Below are 18,126 nucleotides of genomic sequence, written 5' to 3' on the forward strand. Positions count from 1 at the left end.
AGTGAGGAGTGAAGTAAAATGAATACCTATAAACTATTGACGCCTGGACCGCTGACCACTACAAGTACGGTGAAACAGGAAATGCTTGTTGACCGCTGTACGTGGGAAAATGATTATAAAGAAATTACACAAAAAATCAGATCTCAGCTTCTTGAATTGGCGTATGCTGCAAACGGAGAATATACGGCTGTACTTATGCAGGGAAGCGGCTCGTTTGTTGTAGAATCTGTGCTGACGACTGCACTTTCAAAATCCGATAAAGTGCTGATCATAACGAATGGTGCATATGGGAAACGGATTGTGAAAATGGCGGAGTGCATCGGGCTGAATCATGTGGAGTATGGCGTTGAGTACAATGAGTTTCCAAATGAAGCTGAAATCCGGAACATTTTACTGGATGATCGTGACATCACACATATAGCAATGGTTCATTTAGAAACGACGACAGGGATTTTAAATCCGATAGAAATGGTTTCGAAGATATCACAGGAACAAGGAAAAATCTTGATCATTGATGCGATGAGCAGCTTTGGCGGAGTTGACATGAATGTGCCTGAACTCGGAATTGATTATTTGATCAGTAGTGCAAATAAATGCATTCAAGGAATCCCCGGTTTTGGTTTTGTCATCGTAAAGCTTGAGAAATTATTGGCTTGTGAAGGCAATGCCCGCAGTTTGTCCTTGGATTTATATGATCAGTGGAAAGAGATGGACAAGGATGGGAAATGGCGTTTCACTTCTCCAACACATGTAGTGGCCGCGTTTGCTAAAGCGTTGGAAGAATTAACGGAAGAAGGCGGCATCCCAGCTAGATTCTCCCGCTATAAAAATAATAATGACAGGCTGAGGGAGCTGATGGGAAAATTGGGCATTCATGCATATATCTCACCTGATAAACAATCGCCTATCATTACAACTTTCCTTTTTCCAACTGAAGCCTTTGATTTTGAGGACTTCTATAATTTTATCAAAGAGAGGGGATACGTAATATACCCTGGAAAGCTTACTGACATAGATACATTCCGAATTGGCAATATTGGCGAAATCCATGAAGAAGATATCGAGGAACTTGGAAGGATCGTAGAAAAATATATGAAAGTGGTGACAGTATGAATAAAGTAGAGGGAATCATTTTGGATTGGGCTGGAACAGCTGTGGATTTTGGATGTTTTGCACCAGTGAATGTTTTTGTGGATATCTTTAAGAATGCTGGACTGGACGTGACGATGGAGGAAGCCAGAGCTCCGATGGGCATGCTGAAAATCGACCATATTCGTGCGATGCTGACCATGCCAAGGATATCTTCGTTATGGGAGGAACAATACGGAAGGCCATTCAATGAGGAAGACGTTGAAAAACTATATGCTGAATTCGAACCGGCATTGATGATGTCATTGGCGGATTATACAGATCCCATTCCGGGGGTTATCGAGACGGTGGAAGCATTAAGGAATCGGGGCTTGAAGATTGGGTCGACAACGGGATATACGGATACAATGATGGAGGTCGTCGTAGCAAATGCTTTGCAAAAAGGGTATCGGCCGGATTTCCATGTAACCCCGGATCAAACCGATTCGATTGGAAGGCCTTATCCTTACATGATATATAGGAATATGGAAAAATTGAAGTTAGCGGCTTCATGGAAAGTAGTGAAGGTGGGCGATACCATTTCCGATATGCAAGAGGCAGTGAATGCTGGAGTATGGTCGGTCGGAATCATTGTCGGAAGCTCCGAGATGGGATTGAGTTTGGATGAGTATACGAGTTTACCAGAACGAGATAAACAAAACCTCATCTCTAAAACGGCAGACACATTTATGCAAAACGGCGCAGACTTCACCATCAAAACGATGGAGGAACTGCCTGAACTCATAGATACCATCAACCTTCTAATAGCGGATGGGAAAAGACCTCGTTCAAACTAACATTCAGTGCGAAGAAAGTGCAGCATATCCTTCATTCTCGATTGGGAATGAGATATGTCTGCACTTTTTCACTTTTGGACTGATTGTTATCTCTATATTCTTTATTTTTTTTACAAGGTGGAAGACTTACGACATCAATCTTTTCGTTAGATAACCATTCGATAGATAATCCAGTAATGAACTGTAGGTCTCATACCGACAATAGTTTATGTCTAAACCGTTTTTCATCTTTTTTATAAACAGCGTGACTTTATTTTAAATCTACACTATAATTTTCTTCGATTTTTAATACTGGTGGCTGTTTTTTAAGTCCTTTTGTCAATACAAGTAAATAAATGAAGCCTATTATTAACCAACTTACTCCAAGTACTTTTGAGTGCGCATCAAGATTCACAAGAAGTAAAATATCAAGGGCAGCTCCAATAATAGGAACAAATAAATATAAGACAGTTCCTTTAACCGAACGTTCTCTATTTCTAATATAATAATGAGCAATTACGGAAATATTAACACAAGTGTACGCAAGAAACGCCCCGAAATTAATAAATGATGCTACAAGATCTAAACTTAAAAATAAAGCAAGCAAAGAGACAAAACTAATGATCAGTATATTATTTACGGGTGTTCTATATCTCGGATGCAGGCTGCCAAAGAACTTTTTAGGAAACTGTCCATCTCGCCCCATCGTATAGAGGACTCGTGATGCACTTGCCTGGGACGACATGGCACTACCCAATACAGCTAATGCATAAAGCGCAAGATATACTGAGTACATCGCCTTTCCACCAACAAGTTTAATAATTTCGTAGGCAGCCGAATCAGGATTATTAAATGTGTTATACTCTGGCCATACAAGATACGAGAAATATGAAACACTTGTAAAGATTAAACCACCACCAAGAGTAATTAAAATAACAGCTCGGGGAATTGTTTTCTTAGGGTTCACTGTCTCTTCCGCAAACGCTGTAACTGATTCAAATCCAAGGAAACAAAAGCATAATAAAGCTGCTCCAGCTATTGTATAAGAAAAGGGTTCTTTCGAATTATAGAATGGCTCAAGAGATAAAAGAGTTGCCGTGCTTTCTCCCATAAAAATTTCCTTAATGGAAAAACCTATAAAGATAACGATAAAAAGAAAAGCAAAAATCGTTATGAATGCGTTTACATTTGTGGCAATCTTCAATCCTTTAATATTAATAAAAGTGACGAGAATCAGCATACCTAAAATCCAGATGTAACTTGGAATTGTAGGAAAGGCTGCTGAGAAAAAAATACCAAATACTAAATAATTCACCATGGGCATAAATAAATAAATAATCCATTAAGATCACCCATCCGACAAGAAATCCAACAGAGGGATTGAGCGATTTTTGCGTATAAACATATGCAGAACCTGAAGATGGAAACGCAATTGCCATTTTCCCATAACTGTAAGCAGTAAACATCATTACCACTAGAGCAACTATCATTGCTCCCGGAACCGTACCGTGGGAAATATTGGCCGCAATACCATACGTAGTAAAAGCTGTGGTTAACCCCATAAATGAAAAACCAAACAATACAACTGGAATGAGTGTCAGTATTCTATCCGTTTTACTTAAATTTGACATGTAAAATACTCTCCTCTTTTACCTGATTTAACTTTTTACAAGAAATAGGATCAATATTATTACATCTTTTTTAATGCGTGGTTTTCTAGAAATCATAAAAAAGTCAGAAAGATGCTAGGGAGCCTACTTTGAATTATCCATGAATTTGTTGTCTTGTTTCCCCATTCCTCGTAAGGAATTCCGTCTGCAGAATAACAAAGATAATTCCTGCAAAAATCTTCTCGCCGGCATCTTTACTGACTCCTGGAATTTCTTTAGTAGCGACTTGTTCAATAACGTGTACACTGATTTCTAGTCAATCGAAATGAAACGTAGGATATGAGATGACTCTAAGAACGCTTTATTATTTTGACAATAGTAACTCCGTTTTTATATCTGTATAAGGCATGTCATGATTGATCCCAACTTCGTGATGAACAATTTCACCGTTCAAAGTGCTGATACAATTTCTTACTATTACATCATTTTCTACAACCTCTTTCAAACCATTATTCGCAATGTTCATAATATATGGGCCGGTTGTCATCAGCATCATGTTTGTCGAGGTTTGTGGACATAGAGCCGGCATATTCGGGACACAGTAATGTAGGACTTCTTGTTCGTAGTAAACTGGATCCTCTAAAGTCGTATAACGTGAGGTTTCAATTATACCCGTTCCTGCAATATCAATAATAATAGAATTAGGTTTCATCTTACTGACCATCTCTCGTGTAATGAGAGGCTCGGTTACCCCTGGCATCGGATAAATTGTATTAATTAAAACATCACTTTGAATAAGTTCTTCAAACATCATATCTTTATCCCAACCCAAAATGTCCACCTGTGGCAACTGGTTGTTCAAATAATCAATGCGTTTCATTGATGCTTCCATGATTGTTACATTCAATCCAAGACCCACAGCAACTTGCGCAGTATTGAGTCCAGCATTGCCACCACCAAGTATGAGTACATTGCTCGACGGTAAACCGGCCAGTTTCCGGAGAAGTATACCTTTTCCGCCATAACCATATTGAGCATATTTGACTGCTTCAAGCATTGCTAATGTTCCGGCAATTTCACTCATTGGTTTAATGGTAGGTCTTGTCCCGTCAGGTAAAACGATTAATTCCATTGATAATGAAATGGCTTTTTTATCTAGTAATGCCTGTGTCATTTCATGATTTACATCTTCCGCCAAATGAAACCATGCCATTATCATTTGATCTTCTTTAAGAAGGCCGTATTCATAGGGTTGAAGTTCCTTCACTTTAACAACAAATTCTGCCTTCTCATAAATTTCGTCAATCGTGTTTACTATTTTTGCTCCAGCCAAAACATATTTCTCGTCACAAAAACCACTAGCTTCTCCTGCCATGCTTTGTATTAGTACTTCATGACCGTAAGCTGTTAATTTTTTTACCCATGTTGGATTTAATCCCACTCTAGTCTCTGCAGTTTTTAATTCTTTAGGAACTCCTACTATCATTGTTCATTCTCCTTTTTAATTGCATTTAATTTATTGAACATTCTAAAATCTTACAGGGAAATGATAACCCTTTCATTAGACACGGGGTTAAATTTATATTAGTTTTTTTTTAACCAAGCACTTTTGGCCATTTTGTACTTTTATGAATATAGCATTGGTGAAAAGTGATGATTTTTCCATTGTTTATCGAATGTTTTGGTCGTTTAAAGTTTCAGTACTCCACCGTTCATGCACACATATAACTGATGAATAATGGTGAGAATTATGATAGATTATCAGGTTGATTAAGGTTTTCAACAAAGCACGTAAAAGAACTTACTTATAGACATTGGTCGTATTACTTGGGGTTAAACAGAGATAGGGTACCATATTTTATGGGCTTAGACTTTCTAGTATAGTTATAATAAGATGATACAGCTAACCATTATTAAATGAGGAGGTACATATGCTTACAGTACAAGATGTTCTTAAGCGCTCACTCTTTTCAAAGACGGAGGTAGTTGCGGGGGCAAACGGGTTGCACCGTCAAGTCAAATGGACACATGTCCTTGAAATTCCGTTTTTTGATGATACCATCTTTCAGGGAGGGGAACTGATACTCTCCACCGGATTTGGGTTTGAATGGAGAGACTCCTCTAATACTTCATTTTTGTTAAATCTTATCGAACGCAACGCCTCATGTTTATGTATAGAACTTGGACACCACTTCGACAAGGTCCCTAAAGAAATGATCGAGATGGCAAATGAGTATAACTTTCCGATTATTATTTTCAAAGAATTCATAAATTTCGTCGAAATAGCACAGGATCTACATTCGTTTATCATTAATGCTCATCATGAGAAGTTGGTTACACTAGATTCTATTTCCAGAAAGTTCCACTCTTTGTCACTCACTACTCATGGGTTATCAAATATTTTAAAGTTGTTGCAACAGAAGACAGAAGCACCAATAATCTATCTTCCTATAGAAGGAACACCTTTTTCGATTCCAGGATTGAAAAATGAATTTATGGAAAAGCTACTTCACACGATTTATGAAGATAAAGAACACTGGCATGACCGAATTACAAATGATTCGCCCGTTGAATGGAAGGCATTAAACCATACTATTCTTCTCCAACCGATCGGAGCAATGGATCAAATCTGGGCGTACCTTGTTATGGTTTTAGATCGTGAATCGGATGAATTTGATTTCCTAATCCTTGATCGTGCTTCTCTAGCAATCTCACAAGACTTATTGCGCAAACATTATTTGGATGAAAAACGATTACGTTTAGAATCTACATGGCTAAATGATTTACTTAATAGACGCATCAATAATGAGGAACAGGCAAGGGGATTTATTTCTTTAAAATCGAAGCGCGCTTCTATACATTATCGAATTGCAATCATTGATATCGAAGATGTTTTTCATCCGTCTTCATTAGGTTTATCGGATGAAGAAAATGAATCCGCTATTTATCATTATTCTTTAAAAATTCGGTCTGGGTTCGCAAAATATTCTTTTACACCCTATATCACATCTGTAAGAAATCAGATTATTGTATTAGCTATTGATCTTGGAACTGCCGATTCCTCTAAGGCACGCTTCTTGAAAGTGATCAATGCGTTGCTATATGTTAAAGAAGGTGAATCTAGCCAAATCCGTATAGGCGTTGGGCGACAATACCAGTTACTTTTGGATGCTCATACTGGGTATCGAGAAGCGCAGTTAGCTTTAAATTATCGTATGTTTTCGACAAGTGCCTTTTACGAAGACCTTGGCATCTTTCGATTGATACAATTAATTCAGCATGATCAAGATACAGCACATTTTATTGAAGACTATCTCTCTCCTTTAATATCCTATGATAAGGAATATGGAACGGAATTGCTTCTAACTTTAGCAAAATACTTTGAGCTTGATCGCTCAAAGAAGCTTACTGCTCAAAAATTACATGTTGTAAGACAAACACTCTATCATCGGCTGGAAAAGATAAAAAAGATTCTTGATCTTGATTTTGATATGCCGGAGAACAGATTAAACGTTGAAATGGCTTTGAAAGCATATCAACTTATACAGCAAGTGGAAGTACCTACGAAGTAGTTATCAACCGCCAACCACGGGGCGATGTTAAGACCGAGGATAAAAATAATTTAGCAATAATATTCATTGACGTCCCATACCCTTATTCCATTTTTAACCTAATTTTACATTCTAATTGTAATACTCCACTTATCATTCATACGTACTTAATGAATGGTAAGTTTTTAGTGATTGGAATTAAAAAACTCTGTTGATTTTTAAAATGAACAGAGTTTTTTAATAAATCCATATTGTAAAAAGTGAGAAAAGAGTGTACGATTAAATGAGAATGATAATCAATCACATTTGATTACCGGGGAGTGGACGTAAATGGAACAGCAAGATTTATTTGATGTAACGGTTATTGGGGGAGGGCCAGCAGGTCTTTACTCCACTTTTTATAGCGGACTTAGAGAAATGAAAGTTAAACTGATTGAATACCAGCCACGGCTAGGCGGGAAAATTCATGTCTATCCAGAGAAAATGATTTGGGATGTAGGAGGGCTGACACCCACTACTGGGGAAAAATTAATTGAGCAGTTAGTGGAGCAAGGTTTAACATTCAATCCAACAGTCGTCTTGAATGAAAAAGTGGAATCAATCACACGTAATGAAGAAGGTATCTTCGTTTTACATACCGCTTCAGGGCAAATGCACTTTTCCAAAACGATCATTGTCGCGGTTGGCGGCGGAATTCTGAATCCGCAAAAGTTGGAAATAGACGGGGCTGAAAGGTTTGAAGTCTCCAATTTAAACTATACTGTTAAGTCTTTCAATCGATTCAAGGATAAGACGGTGATCATTTCAGGCGGCGGGAATTCTGCAATAGACTGGGCAAATGAATTGGAGCCCATCGCCAAAAAGGTGTATCTGACATACAGGAAAGATAGTTTAGCAGGTCATGAATCACAAGCAAGGCAATTGATGGAAAGCTCTGCTGTTTGTTTCTTGAATACGACGATTACAAAACTGATCGCCTGCGCTGATCATGAATCAATTGAACATGTTGAACTGACGAATCACGCAACGGGAGAGGTTTCTTACTTGCCGATCGATGAAGTCATCATCAATCATGGTTATGAGCGTGATACATCTCTGCTTCGAAATAGTAAAGTGGATATTGCCATAGCCGACAATTATTATATTGAAGGTACTCCTTCAAGTGAATCCTCGATGGATGGAATATACGCTGCCGGTGATATCTTAAGTCATGAAGGTAAATTGAACCTGATAGCAGGCACTTTTCAAGATGCTGCAAATGCCGTAAACAAGGCAAAGCAATATATCCAGCCTGACGCTCACGGAGTGGGAATGGTTTCTTCCCATAATGAAATCTTTAAAAAGCGCAACAGGGAATTGATCAAAGAAATGATGAAACCGGCTGGGGTACTTTAAAGGAAACGGAAAGTGAAAGCAGGTTCGAAATGCCTCACCCCCAACCATGATGAATCCCCTTGGATTGAAGAAATTTGCGACACTCCTGCCGAATGACTGGCTAGCCAAGACCCCGCTAGCTGCTTGCGGCAGGAGGCTTGGCAGACAGTCGGCGGAAAGGGTGCGGATTTCCGAAAACAGCTGGAACTTCTTCGGATTTTTCTACAGTCTAAAAAGCTCCAGGGCCTCATTGGCCCTGGAGCTTTTAGCAGTTTATAGAGATTCTTTAATGACCTTCTTGTAATGAAATACGGATAGGATTCCGAAGATCGAATACAATGCCGTGTATAATGCCATAACGATGATCATCGGTGTCCAAACTTCGGTCCCGAATAAGAACCATCCTGATTGGACTGCGAAATAACTGTGAAGCAGACCGACGACTAAAGGAATGCCGAAATTGAAAACTTGTTTTGCTTGGATTCCCCTTAGTAAGTCACCACGCGTGAATCCCAGTTTTCTTAAGATAGTATAATTGGATTTTTCACCTTCACTTTCATCCATTTGTTTGAAATATAGGATACAGCCGGATGTGATGAGGAAGGTTAACCCTAAGAAGCCGACGATGAACATGATAAGCCCCATGTTCTTCTTCTGGGTGTTGAACATTTCAAATTGGGAATCATTCACATGTTCTTCTTTAAAACTCATTTTATTGAATAGATCATTCGCTTTTTCAAGTTCAGCTTCATCCTTCACATCAATGCCGATATTAACGGATGATACTTTTTGGATTTTCGGGTCGAAATCCTTTTTCAAACGGTCGAATATCGTTTGGTCTACAATGGCTACGGGCAATCCGCCGTTCGTAAAGTAATAGGACAAGAAGGTATCATCATTCAAGCCCATATATGTTTGCGGAATCACTTCATTTTTGCCCTTCAGTTCAATCTTTCCGGAATCCTTCAAGGACATGACCTTCTCCATCATATTACTGTATCCGCTGAAAAGGGTCTCATCTTCAGCGAGGTTGATTCCTTTAACGGATTCATCACTGATGACGGGAACGGTCATGATGTCGGGATCAAAGTTCACTCCTTCGAGGCTAGTCTCCATAATTTCCTTTACATTGACATCCACTTGAATGACATCGATCACCTTTTCGTCATAATCAATTTTACTGTCGGATAAAGCTTTTTTGAATGTATTCGCATCTCCCTTATCCGTCATCGAAAAATCGGTGGGGATACTGCTTTGTGCCATTTTCTCCGCTGAGTAGTAGGAGATATAGCTTAATGATAATAACCCGATCGCCAAAGCGGAAACGGTCGTGATGATCGTCAATAATATCGCATTCGATTTCATCCGGAACATGATGGATGAAAGGGACAATACTTCATTAATGTTCAAATAGCCATTTTTCTTTTTACGGATGATATTAAAGATGAAGCTTACGGATCCTTTATAGAACAGATAGGTACCGATGATGACGGTTGCCAAAATGAATATCATGGCCATAAAAAGCTCGGTCATCTCTGTAAAAGCTCCATCGAATAATTTGGATGAAACGACATAGCCAGCAATGATCAGGATGATCCCGAATATCCCGAGGATCATTTCGAACATCGAAACCTTTTTCACTTTTCCTTCCGTCATTGAAGTCACTCTAAATAATGATAGAATGGTTTGCCTTTTAATGAAGGTATAATTCATCAACATGATTAAAAGATAGATGGCGCTAAAAACGAGCAAGGTTTGCACTAGCGGCTGAAAAGAAAATTTAAGAGTCGCGATCGCCTGGACACCCATTATTTTAAATAGTATCATGATGATCAATTTTGAAGCGGCAAACCCTACAAAGATTCCGAGGAATACGGAACAGAAATACAGGATCAGGTTTTCCACACTCAGGATACGGAATATCCTGTTCTTCGTCATGCCTATCAATTGGAATAAGCCAATTTCTTTACTGCGTCTTTTTATGAAAATGCTATTGGCATATAAAAGGAATATGGAAACAATCGCAACAAGCAGGATCGATGCAGCCTTGATGGAGGCGGCCCCTTTCACCGTACCCTCCGCTTCATCCAGCGATGGGTCATATTGCAAGGTGACAAAAGCAAAGTAAAGGGAAGCGCTGAAGACCAGGGCAAACACATACAGATAATAGTTCTTCAGATTTTTCTTCAGATTTCGCAAGATGAGTTGATTAATGCTCATTTTGAACCCCTCCCAATACACCTTGTGTTTTCATGATGTCCTTGAAGAAGGTTTGTCTGGATTCCTCACCTTTATTCAATTGTGTATATATTTGACCATCTTTAATGAAAATGACTCGGCTGCAATAACTGGCCGCCACTGGATCATGGGTTACCATGATGATCGTCGCTTTGCGCTTTTTATTCATTTCACTCAGTTTGTTCAGTAAATCGGAAGCTGATTTGGAGTCAAGCGCCCCAGTCGGTTCATCGGCAAATATGATGCTTGGATCATGGATGAAAGCCCGTGCTGCAGACGTACGCTGTTTTTGACCACCGGAAATTTCATTTGGGTATTTATCCTTCACTTCATATATGCCCAGTTCCTTCGCCACGCTATCAAACTTTTGTGCCGCTTCATTAGCGGGCGTTTTTGTAATGGATAAGGGCAAAAGGATATTTTCTTTGACAGTCAGTGTGTCCAATAGGTTATATTCCTGGAAGATGAAGCCTAGATGGTTTTTCCGGAATTCGGCCAAATTCTTTTCTTTCATCCCTGAAATCTCTTTTCCATCGATCGTAATGGTGCCGTTGCTGATTTTATCGATCGAAGAAAGGACATTCAGCAAAGTCGTTTTTCCTGAACCGGAAGCACCCATGATACTTACGAACTCACCTTCTTGTATGCTTATATCGAGACCCTTTAATACTTCTTGTTTATTGAATTTATTACCATAGCTTTTATGGATTTTTTTCGCTTCTAATATATTCATTTGGATACACTCCTTTTTTTCTATATCCTCATTATAAAAGGCCATGTATTTCTTTTCCTTCGTTTGGACGAACAAAGAATAAAAGCATGTGACACTTTTGTCACATGCTTGTGATATTCACGAAATCATTTCTTTTTGGGAAGGTCAAGGTAACGGTCGTCCCGGTTCCAAGCTCTGATTTAACATCAATGGAGATGAATAGGGACTCGGCCGCATTCTTGGTTAAATACAACCCCATGCCGGTTGCCGCATTGTCATGATGGTTTGTCGTGGAGGTAAATCCTTTATCAAATATGCGGGATAAATCCTTTGGGTCAATGCCCCGTCCGGAATCCTGGACTTCAAGAACCGTTTGTCCGGCTTGTTCATGGCAATATATCGTGATATCTGAGTTTTCACTGTATTTAATGGAGTTGGTCAAGAGCTGTCTCATGATGAAGGCCAGCCATTTGGCATCAGTAAGCACTTCGGTTACATCCAATTGTATGTCGAAGCCGATCCCTTTTTGAATGCACCATGATTGCAGCGTTTTAATCTCATCAAAGATTATTGTTTCCAAATCGTTTTTCTCTATATACAAATCATTTTCGATGAAAGGCATGCGCCTTTGATGGAGCTGCTGATCAAGAAGAAGGTGAATGCGCAGCCACTCATAAGTCAAATGCGATTTCAGCAATTCATCATCCAAGCGGTCAATCATTAAATGCATTGCTGTCAATGGGGTCTTCACTTCATGAATCCAAGATAATAATTCATCCTTCTCCTGCTCTAAAGTCATTCGGCCAATTGCTGCGGATTGCTTCAATACTTCGGTTTGGTTAATGATGCTGTTTTCTATGATTTTTTCGAAAGGGCTCTCTGGTTCGGCTATATTCGTTATATCCAGATTGTCTTCCCGCGCTTCTAGACTTTTATAAAAGGAAGTTTCTTTTTTATAACGGAAAATCAAAAAGATACTGAACATGAGCAATGATAAAAAGGCAATATACAGTATTGGCTTTAACGGAATAGCCGAATCAAGATAAGCGACAAAGATAATGAATAGATGAAGAATTATGTAGAATGTGATCCAGCTGAACCTTTCCATGAGATATTTTCTGATCATGCATTTGCCTCTTCTACGGCGATATAGCCCTGTCCGACCTTCGTTTCGATAAAATGTCCTAAACCCAGTTCATCCAACCTCTTTCGTAAACGGTTCACATTCACTGTAAGGGTGTTATCGCTTATGAAACGTTTGTCATCCCATAAGCTGTTGATCAACTCTTCGCGGCTTACGATCTTGTTTTTCTGTTCAATGAGCTTTTTCAAGATGAAAATTTCATTTTTCGTCAATTCGATTGTACCAGTCTCGGCCGATACCGTGTTCTTCTCATAATCCACAGTTGCGCCGCACCAGGTTTTCAATTCGATTTTTTCGGTATTGTAATTATATACCCGGCGGAGGGTGGCCTGTATTTTTGCGATGAGTACATCGAAATGAAAAGGCTTCTGGATAAAATCATCAGCTCCAAGCTGCATGGACATCACCATGTCGGTCGGATGATCGCGTGATGATAAAAAGATGATGGGAACATTGGAATGGGCCCGGATCATTCTGCACCAATGAAATCCATCAAACTTCGGCAACTGTATATCAATGATGACCAAATCAGGTTTTATGTCCGTGAATTCCTGAACCACTTTACTGAAATCGCCAATTCCGTAAATATCATAAGACCATTGCGCCAATCTATCTTTAATTTCATTGAATAACGTCGTATCATCCTCTATCAATAGAAGTTTAAACAATGGATTCACCGCACTTTCCAGCTTTTTCTTAAAAGTATATAGTAAAACCTTTATAGGTTCTAGAGGAAGGGGGGAACAGGAGCAGTATAGCCTACTGGTTGTATGTAAACCAGTATTATATTAAAATTGGGAATAACGAATGGAGGAAGTGAAATTATGCCTGATTTTCCTAATTGCCCTGCATGTGATTCAGAATATACATACGAAGACGGAAGTCTTTTTGTTTGCCCGGAATGCGCTCATGAGTGGACGGTGGAAGCGGAAACGGAAAATGGTGATCAAAAGAAGGTTATCAAAGATGCTAATGGAAATGCCTTGAACGATGGTGATACCGTTACGGTAATCAAGGACCTTAAAGTGAAAGGGAGCTCATCCGTCTTAAAAATGGGCACTAAAGTCAAAAGCATCCGTCTAGTTGATGGAGATCATGATATTGATTGTAAGATTGATGGTTTTGGTGCAATGAAATTAAAATCCCAATTTGTTAAAAAGGTATAATTAAAAAAACGGCCTAATCCATTGATTAGGCCGTTTTTTTTACGTTACTTCTTAATAAACTTTGTCACCGTTAAAGATTGAATTCTTAACGACCACATAATCCACATTCCTGATGGCTTCCAACTTGGTACCACCTGCATATGAAATGGAAGACTGAAGATCTTGTTCCATTTCCTTCAACGTATCTTCCAAAGATCCTTTGTGCTCGACAAACATCTTTTTGCCTTCAACGTTTTTCTTTTCACCTTTTTGGAATTCTGAAGCTGAACCAAAGTATTCTTTAAAGGCCTTTCCATCTTTCTCGATCGTTTGACCTGGAGATTCCTCATGTCCGGCAAATAGTGAACCGATCATAACCATCGAAGCGCCAAATCTAACTGATTTAGCAATATCACCGTTCGTGCGAATGCCGCCGTCAGCAATGATTGGCTTGCTTGCCGCTTTTGCACACCAGCGAAGTGCAGCTAATTGCCAGCCGCCCGTTCCAAATCCAGTCTTGATTTTAGTGATGCATACTTTACCTGGTCCAATGCCCACCTTTGTAGCATCTGCACCGGCATGTTCCAATTCCCGTACCGCTTCAGGAGTTCCCACATTTCCTGCAATGACAAAACTTTCAGGTAAATGTTTTTTAATATGCTGTATCATCTTTATCACGGCATTGGAATGTCCGTGTGCAATATCTATCGTAATGTATTCAGGCACAATGTTGTCATTCGATAACTGTTCGATGAAACCGTATTCTTCTTCTTTAACGCCGACGCTGATGGAAGCGATCAATTCTCGTGAATGCATGTCTTTAATGAAAGTCACTCGTTTTTCTGGCTCAAAACGATGCATTACATAAAAGTAACCGTTTTCAGCCAAGTACATGGCAATCTTTTCATCAATGATCGTTTGCATATTGGCAGGTACTACAGGTAACTTGAATGTATGCTTACCCAAAGTAACGGATGTATCACACTCAGAACGGCTATTTACTATACATTTTGCAGGAATTAATTGAATATCTTCATAATCAAACACGTTTTCCATGTTATGCACCTCTATATACGAATATTTTTATATTTATTTATTAAAATTGTTCGCCCAATAGGTAATGTACATCATTTTTGACAGTAAGTCAAAATTTTTAATGGTTTTATTTTGATTTTATTTCAGCTTGATGGAAAATCCGTAACAGGGTAGGGAGCTGAAAAGGACGAATGAACATGTTACTTTGGAACGTTGATTTCCACTTCAGGCACTCGCTTTCCGCGGGCGGTCCGGAGCCTCCTCGGCGCCTTGCGCCTGTGGGGTCTCCCTTGGACTCGCTATTCCCGCAGGAGTCTCGCGCCTTACGTTCCAATCAACTTTGTTTTAAAAGATAGAAATCCTTTTGTCCACAGTTTTTTTGAGGCGGTGTAAAATTTAGATTTCCACTCCAGGCACTCGCTTTCCGCGGGCGGGCGGGAGCCTCCTCGGCGCGCGCCTGCGGGGTCTCCCTTGCCGCGCTTTCCCCGCAGGAGTCTCGCGCCTTACGTTCCAATCAACTTTGTTTTATTTAGATAGAACCTTTTTGTTCACAAACTAGATAATAATTATTTGCCGACAGCTTTTTTGTAGGTTTGTAAAATGGGAACGTTGATTTCCTCTCCAGGCACTCGCTTTCCGCGGGCGGTCCGGGAGCCTCCCCGGCGCCTTGCGCCTGTGGAGTCTCCCCTGACTCGCTTTTCCCGCAGGAGTCTCGTACCTTCCGTTCCAATCAACTTTGTGTTTTAAAAGAAAAAACTGCTGGCTCGTCTTATTCCAGACCCTATTTAAGACTAGTTTATCCTTCATGTTTTTTTCCTGTAATCCTTAATGGATGGAAGAAATTTGCGACACTCCTGCCGAATAACTGGCTAGCCGAGACCCCGGAGACGTTTAAGTCGAGGAGGCTTGGCAGACAGTCGGCGGAAAGGGAGCGGGTTTCTGAAATCAACTGGAGTTTTTAAAAGAAAAAACTGCAGGTTGGTCTCATTCTGAATCATGTTTAAGACTAGTTTATCCTTCATGTTTTTTTTTCCTGTAATCCTTAATGGATGGAAGAAATTTGCGACACTCCTGCCGAATAACTGGCTGGCCGAGACCCCGGAGACGTTTACGGTCGAGGAGGCTTGGCAGACAGTCGGCGGAAAGGGAGCGGGTTTCTGAAATCAACTGGAGTTAAAAGAAAAAACTGCTGGCTCGTCTTATTCCAAACCCTATTTAAGACTAGTTTATCCTTCATGTTTTTTCCTGTAATCCTTAATGGATGGAAGAAATTTGCGACACTCCTGCCGAATAACTGGCTGGCCGAGACCCCGGAGATGTTTGCGTCGAGGAGGCTTGGCAGACAGTCGGCGGAAAGGGAGCGGATTTCTGAAATCAACTAGAACATTTTTATTTATCTACAGCCTGAAATACTTAAGTATTTTCACCAATTTGTATGACTTTTACACCTTTACGTTTTTTTACATCATCTTAACGTTGACCGACATGGCACTAAGTTAAAATGATAATGGGTAACGAAAAAGAATGGGGGGATTGGCATGAAGGTTGAATTACATTGTCATACGAACATTTCAGATGGTTCCAGTTCTTTTGAAGAACTATTGGAGGTTGCAAAAAGGGAGAGCATTGGTCATTTAGCCATTACGAATCACGATACAACGATAAGATTGCAAGAGATGGTGGAACGGGGAAAGGAAATAGGAATTGAAATCATCCCTGGTATAGAAGTGTCTGGTTATGACTTTGCAAGAGGCAGGCGTGTACATATTCTGGGCTATTTTGTTGAGCCTGGTCATAAGGCACTTGAGGAGCTTTGTAATCCATTGATTGAAAAAAGGAATGCAGCTTCTGAAAAAATGGTGGAACGACTAATTCATGCAGGCTATCGAATAACTTGGGATCAGGTTTCTAAATTCAGGGGAGGAACCGGAGTTTATAAACAGCATATTATGCTAGCGCTACGGGAATCGGGGTATACGGATTCCATCTATGGTGATTTGTATAAGAAAATCTTCAGTCGCGGCCAAAATGGAGAAGTGCCAGGCATTGCCTTTATTCCTATGGAGTATGTGGATGCCATTCTGGCTGTAAAGGCGATTCGAACTGCCGGAGGCGTCCCGGTCCTTGCTCACCCTGGACAATACGGGAGCTTTGAAATTATTCCTGAGCTTGTAGAAGCAGGGCTTGAAGGGATTGAAGTTCTTCACCCGCATCATGGGCATGCAGAAGAGGAAAGAGCGATTTCATATGCAGATCAATATAATCTCATTAAGACAGGAGGTTCGGATTTTCATGGGGATTATGGGGAGAAGCCGATTCGTCTTGGCAGTATGAGCCCAGGAAAGGAATGTGTGGCTGCTTTGAAATCAAGGAAAAAAAGCATGGCCATTAAATGATGTTCATTAAACCAGGAATTTTGCTGTGAAAGCGGCCTGCTCATTTGCTGGATTAGGAATTTGAAAGACTGAACATGATGTTGTATGGAGAAAAATCCATAAAATAAGCATTCCTTTCGTTCTGGTAATTGACCAGGACTTTTTTTTTTACAAGAAAATCATGGTAGCTTCATATTTTCTCATTACACTGACAGTAACAAGGAAAAATATATGTAAAGGGGGATTTCTGTTGGCGGAAAAAAACTTTTTAGTTGATCATTTGATATCTGAAATTAAGAGTGGAACCTTTCAATCGGATAAAAAGTTACCTTCAGAGCATATACTCGCCGATCAATTTAATGTACCAAGAATGGTTGTCAGGAAGGCATATGAGCAGCTTCAAGATTTAGGCTTTATCTATTCAAAGCAAGGTAAAGGAAGTTATGTCCAGGAAACAAAAAAACAAATTCCGTTAATTCTATCCGGAGATGTTAGTTTCACCGAGAAAATGAAAGAATTTCAGTTTTCCTTTCAAACGAGTACTATTTTTTGCGAAGAAATTTCTTATGATCAGAAGATCTTTCAAAGCCTCGGAGTGGAAAGTGATGACAAGGTCTTTAAAATTGGCAGGCTTAGGTTAATGGACGATTTCCCGATTGCTCTTCATACATCTTTTGTAGCAAAATCAACATTTCCTGAAATAGAAAAGGACGGTCCGGATATAACCTCCATGTTTCAATATTATCGGCAGCGTGGCTTTGTAGAATTCGGATCCAGCAGCAGCACGTTGAATGTGATTTTTCCTACTTTATTCGAACGGGATATTTTGCAGTGTTCAAGTTTAATTCCACTTTTGCAAGTGGAATCAGTATGCCAGGATAAGCGAAGTAATCAAGTCCTTGAGCACACGGTCATAATCTATCGGAGCGATTGTTTCACATATGTTATATAAAAACTTCCATTCCAGATATCGGTCGAATTCACTAGTAAATGCCCTGAATTCACGAGTAAAAGTAAGAAACTCACGAGTAAATGTCC

15 protein-coding genes are annotated in these 18,126 nt (G+C 39.7%); 7 read left to right on the plus strand and 8 right to left on the minus strand.

Annotated features, from left to right (window positions below):
* Window positions 1-18: 18 nt before the first annotated feature.
* Together phnW and phnX are read left to right on the plus strand one after the other, a co-directional pair.
* The gene (phnW, locus tag LQ188_RS09600) at window positions 19-1,113 is read left to right on the plus strand and encodes a 2-aminoethylphosphonate--pyruvate transaminase (RefSeq protein ID WP_230176697.1); all 1,095 of its coding nucleotides are present in this window, start codon (window positions 19-21) and stop codon (window positions 1,111-1,113) included.
* On the plus strand, window positions 1,110-1,925 hold the full coding sequence (phnX, locus tag LQ188_RS09605; RefSeq protein WP_230176698.1) for a phosphonoacetaldehyde hydrolase: 816 nt from the start codon (window positions 1,110-1,112) through the stop codon (window positions 1,923-1,925). The genes phnW and phnX overlap by 4 nt, the downstream gene beginning before the upstream one ends.
* A 250-nt stretch (window positions 1,926-2,175) precedes the next feature.
* Here the strand turns inward: phnX and LQ188_RS09610 are convergent, their stop codons facing one another.
* From LQ188_RS09610 to LQ188_RS09620, 3 genes are all read right to left on the minus strand, one after another.
* Window positions 2,176-3,228: an APC family permease gene (locus LQ188_RS09610; protein WP_363320588.1), complete on the minus strand. Its 1,053-nt coding sequence runs from the start codon at window positions 3,226-3,228 to the stop codon at window positions 2,176-2,178.
* Window positions 3,119-3,535, minus strand: coding sequence for a hypothetical protein (locus LQ188_RS09615; RefSeq protein ID WP_230176699.1), 417 nt, complete (start codon window positions 3,533-3,535; stop codon window positions 3,119-3,121). The genes LQ188_RS09610 and LQ188_RS09615 overlap by 110 nt, the downstream gene beginning before the upstream one ends.
* 343 nt (window positions 3,536-3,878) lie before the next feature.
* A complete protein-coding gene (locus LQ188_RS09620; protein ID WP_101223022.1) occupies window positions 3,879-5,000 on the minus strand; it encodes an alanine dehydrogenase in 1,122 nt (373 codons plus the stop codon).
* 445 nt (window positions 5,001-5,445) lie between these two features.
* On the opposite strand from LQ188_RS09620, the gene LQ188_RS09625 reads away from it, so the two are divergent.
* Window positions 5,446-7,086, plus strand: a complete 1,641-nt coding sequence (locus LQ188_RS09625) for a PucR family transcriptional regulator (protein ID WP_230176700.1) — start codon at window positions 5,446-5,448, stop codon at window positions 7,084-7,086.
* Window positions 7,087-7,395: 309 nt separating this feature from the next.
* Entirely contained in the window at window positions 7,396-8,460 is a 1,065-nt protein-coding gene (locus LQ188_RS09630) for an NAD(P)/FAD-dependent oxidoreductase (protein WP_230176701.1), read from the plus strand.
* 252 nt (window positions 8,461-8,712) lie between these two features.
* Here the strand turns inward: LQ188_RS09630 and LQ188_RS09635 are convergent, their stop codons facing one another.
* From LQ188_RS09635 to LQ188_RS09650, 4 genes are all read right to left on the minus strand, one after another.
* Window positions 8,713-10,659, minus strand: a complete 1,947-nt coding sequence (locus LQ188_RS09635; protein ID WP_230176702.1) for an ABC transporter permease — start codon at window positions 10,657-10,659, stop codon at window positions 8,713-8,715.
* Window positions 10,649-11,410, minus strand: coding sequence for an ABC transporter ATP-binding protein (locus tag LQ188_RS09640; protein ID WP_101223495.1), 762 nt, complete (start codon window positions 11,408-11,410; stop codon window positions 10,649-10,651). The genes LQ188_RS09635 and LQ188_RS09640 overlap by 11 nt, the downstream gene beginning before the upstream one ends.
* A gap of 100 nt (window positions 11,411-11,510) precedes the next feature.
* Window positions 11,511-12,515: a sensor histidine kinase gene (locus tag LQ188_RS09645; RefSeq protein ID WP_230176703.1), complete on the minus strand. Its 1,005-nt coding sequence runs from the start codon at window positions 12,513-12,515 to the stop codon at window positions 11,511-11,513.
* Complete coding sequence (locus LQ188_RS09650) at window positions 12,512-13,201, minus strand: response regulator transcription factor (protein WP_054400643.1); 690 nt, start codon at window positions 13,199-13,201, stop codon at window positions 12,512-12,514. The genes LQ188_RS09645 and LQ188_RS09650 overlap by 4 nt, the downstream gene beginning before the upstream one ends.
* 156 nt (window positions 13,202-13,357) lie before the next feature.
* Here LQ188_RS09650 and LQ188_RS09655 point away from each other — a divergent pair, with 156 nt between their 5' ends.
* Window positions 13,358-13,699 carry a zinc ribbon domain-containing protein YjdM gene (locus LQ188_RS09655; RefSeq protein ID WP_230176704.1) on the plus strand — a complete coding sequence of 114 codons (342 nt, stop codon included), beginning with the start codon at window positions 13,358-13,360 and terminating at the stop codon, window positions 13,697-13,699.
* Between the two features lie 51 nt (window positions 13,700-13,750).
* Here the strand turns inward: LQ188_RS09655 and guaC are convergent, their stop codons facing one another.
* Window positions 13,751-14,734 carry a GMP reductase gene (gene guaC / locus LQ188_RS09660; RefSeq protein WP_230176705.1) on the minus strand — a complete coding sequence of 328 codons (984 nt, stop codon included), beginning with the start codon at window positions 14,732-14,734 and terminating at the stop codon, window positions 13,751-13,753.
* A 1,517-nt stretch (window positions 14,735-16,251) separates the two neighbouring features.
* On the opposite strand from guaC, the gene LQ188_RS09665 reads away from it, so the two are divergent.
* Together LQ188_RS09665 and LQ188_RS09670 are read left to right on the plus strand one after the other, a co-directional pair.
* Window positions 16,252-17,109, plus strand: coding sequence for a PHP domain-containing protein (locus LQ188_RS09665; RefSeq protein WP_101223013.1), 858 nt, complete (start codon window positions 16,252-16,254; stop codon window positions 17,107-17,109).
* A 229-nt stretch (window positions 17,110-17,338) separates the two neighbouring features.
* Window positions 17,339-18,040 carry a GntR family transcriptional regulator gene (locus LQ188_RS09670; protein ID WP_230176706.1) on the plus strand — a complete coding sequence of 234 codons (702 nt, stop codon included), beginning with the start codon at window positions 17,339-17,341 and terminating at the stop codon, window positions 18,038-18,040.
* Window positions 18,041-18,126 lie beyond the last annotated feature (86 nt).

The sequence above is a fragment of the Peribacillus sp. Bi134 genome (genome assembly GCF_918698065.1).
GTDB lineage: Bacteria > Bacillota > Bacilli > Bacillales > DSM-1321 > Peribacillus.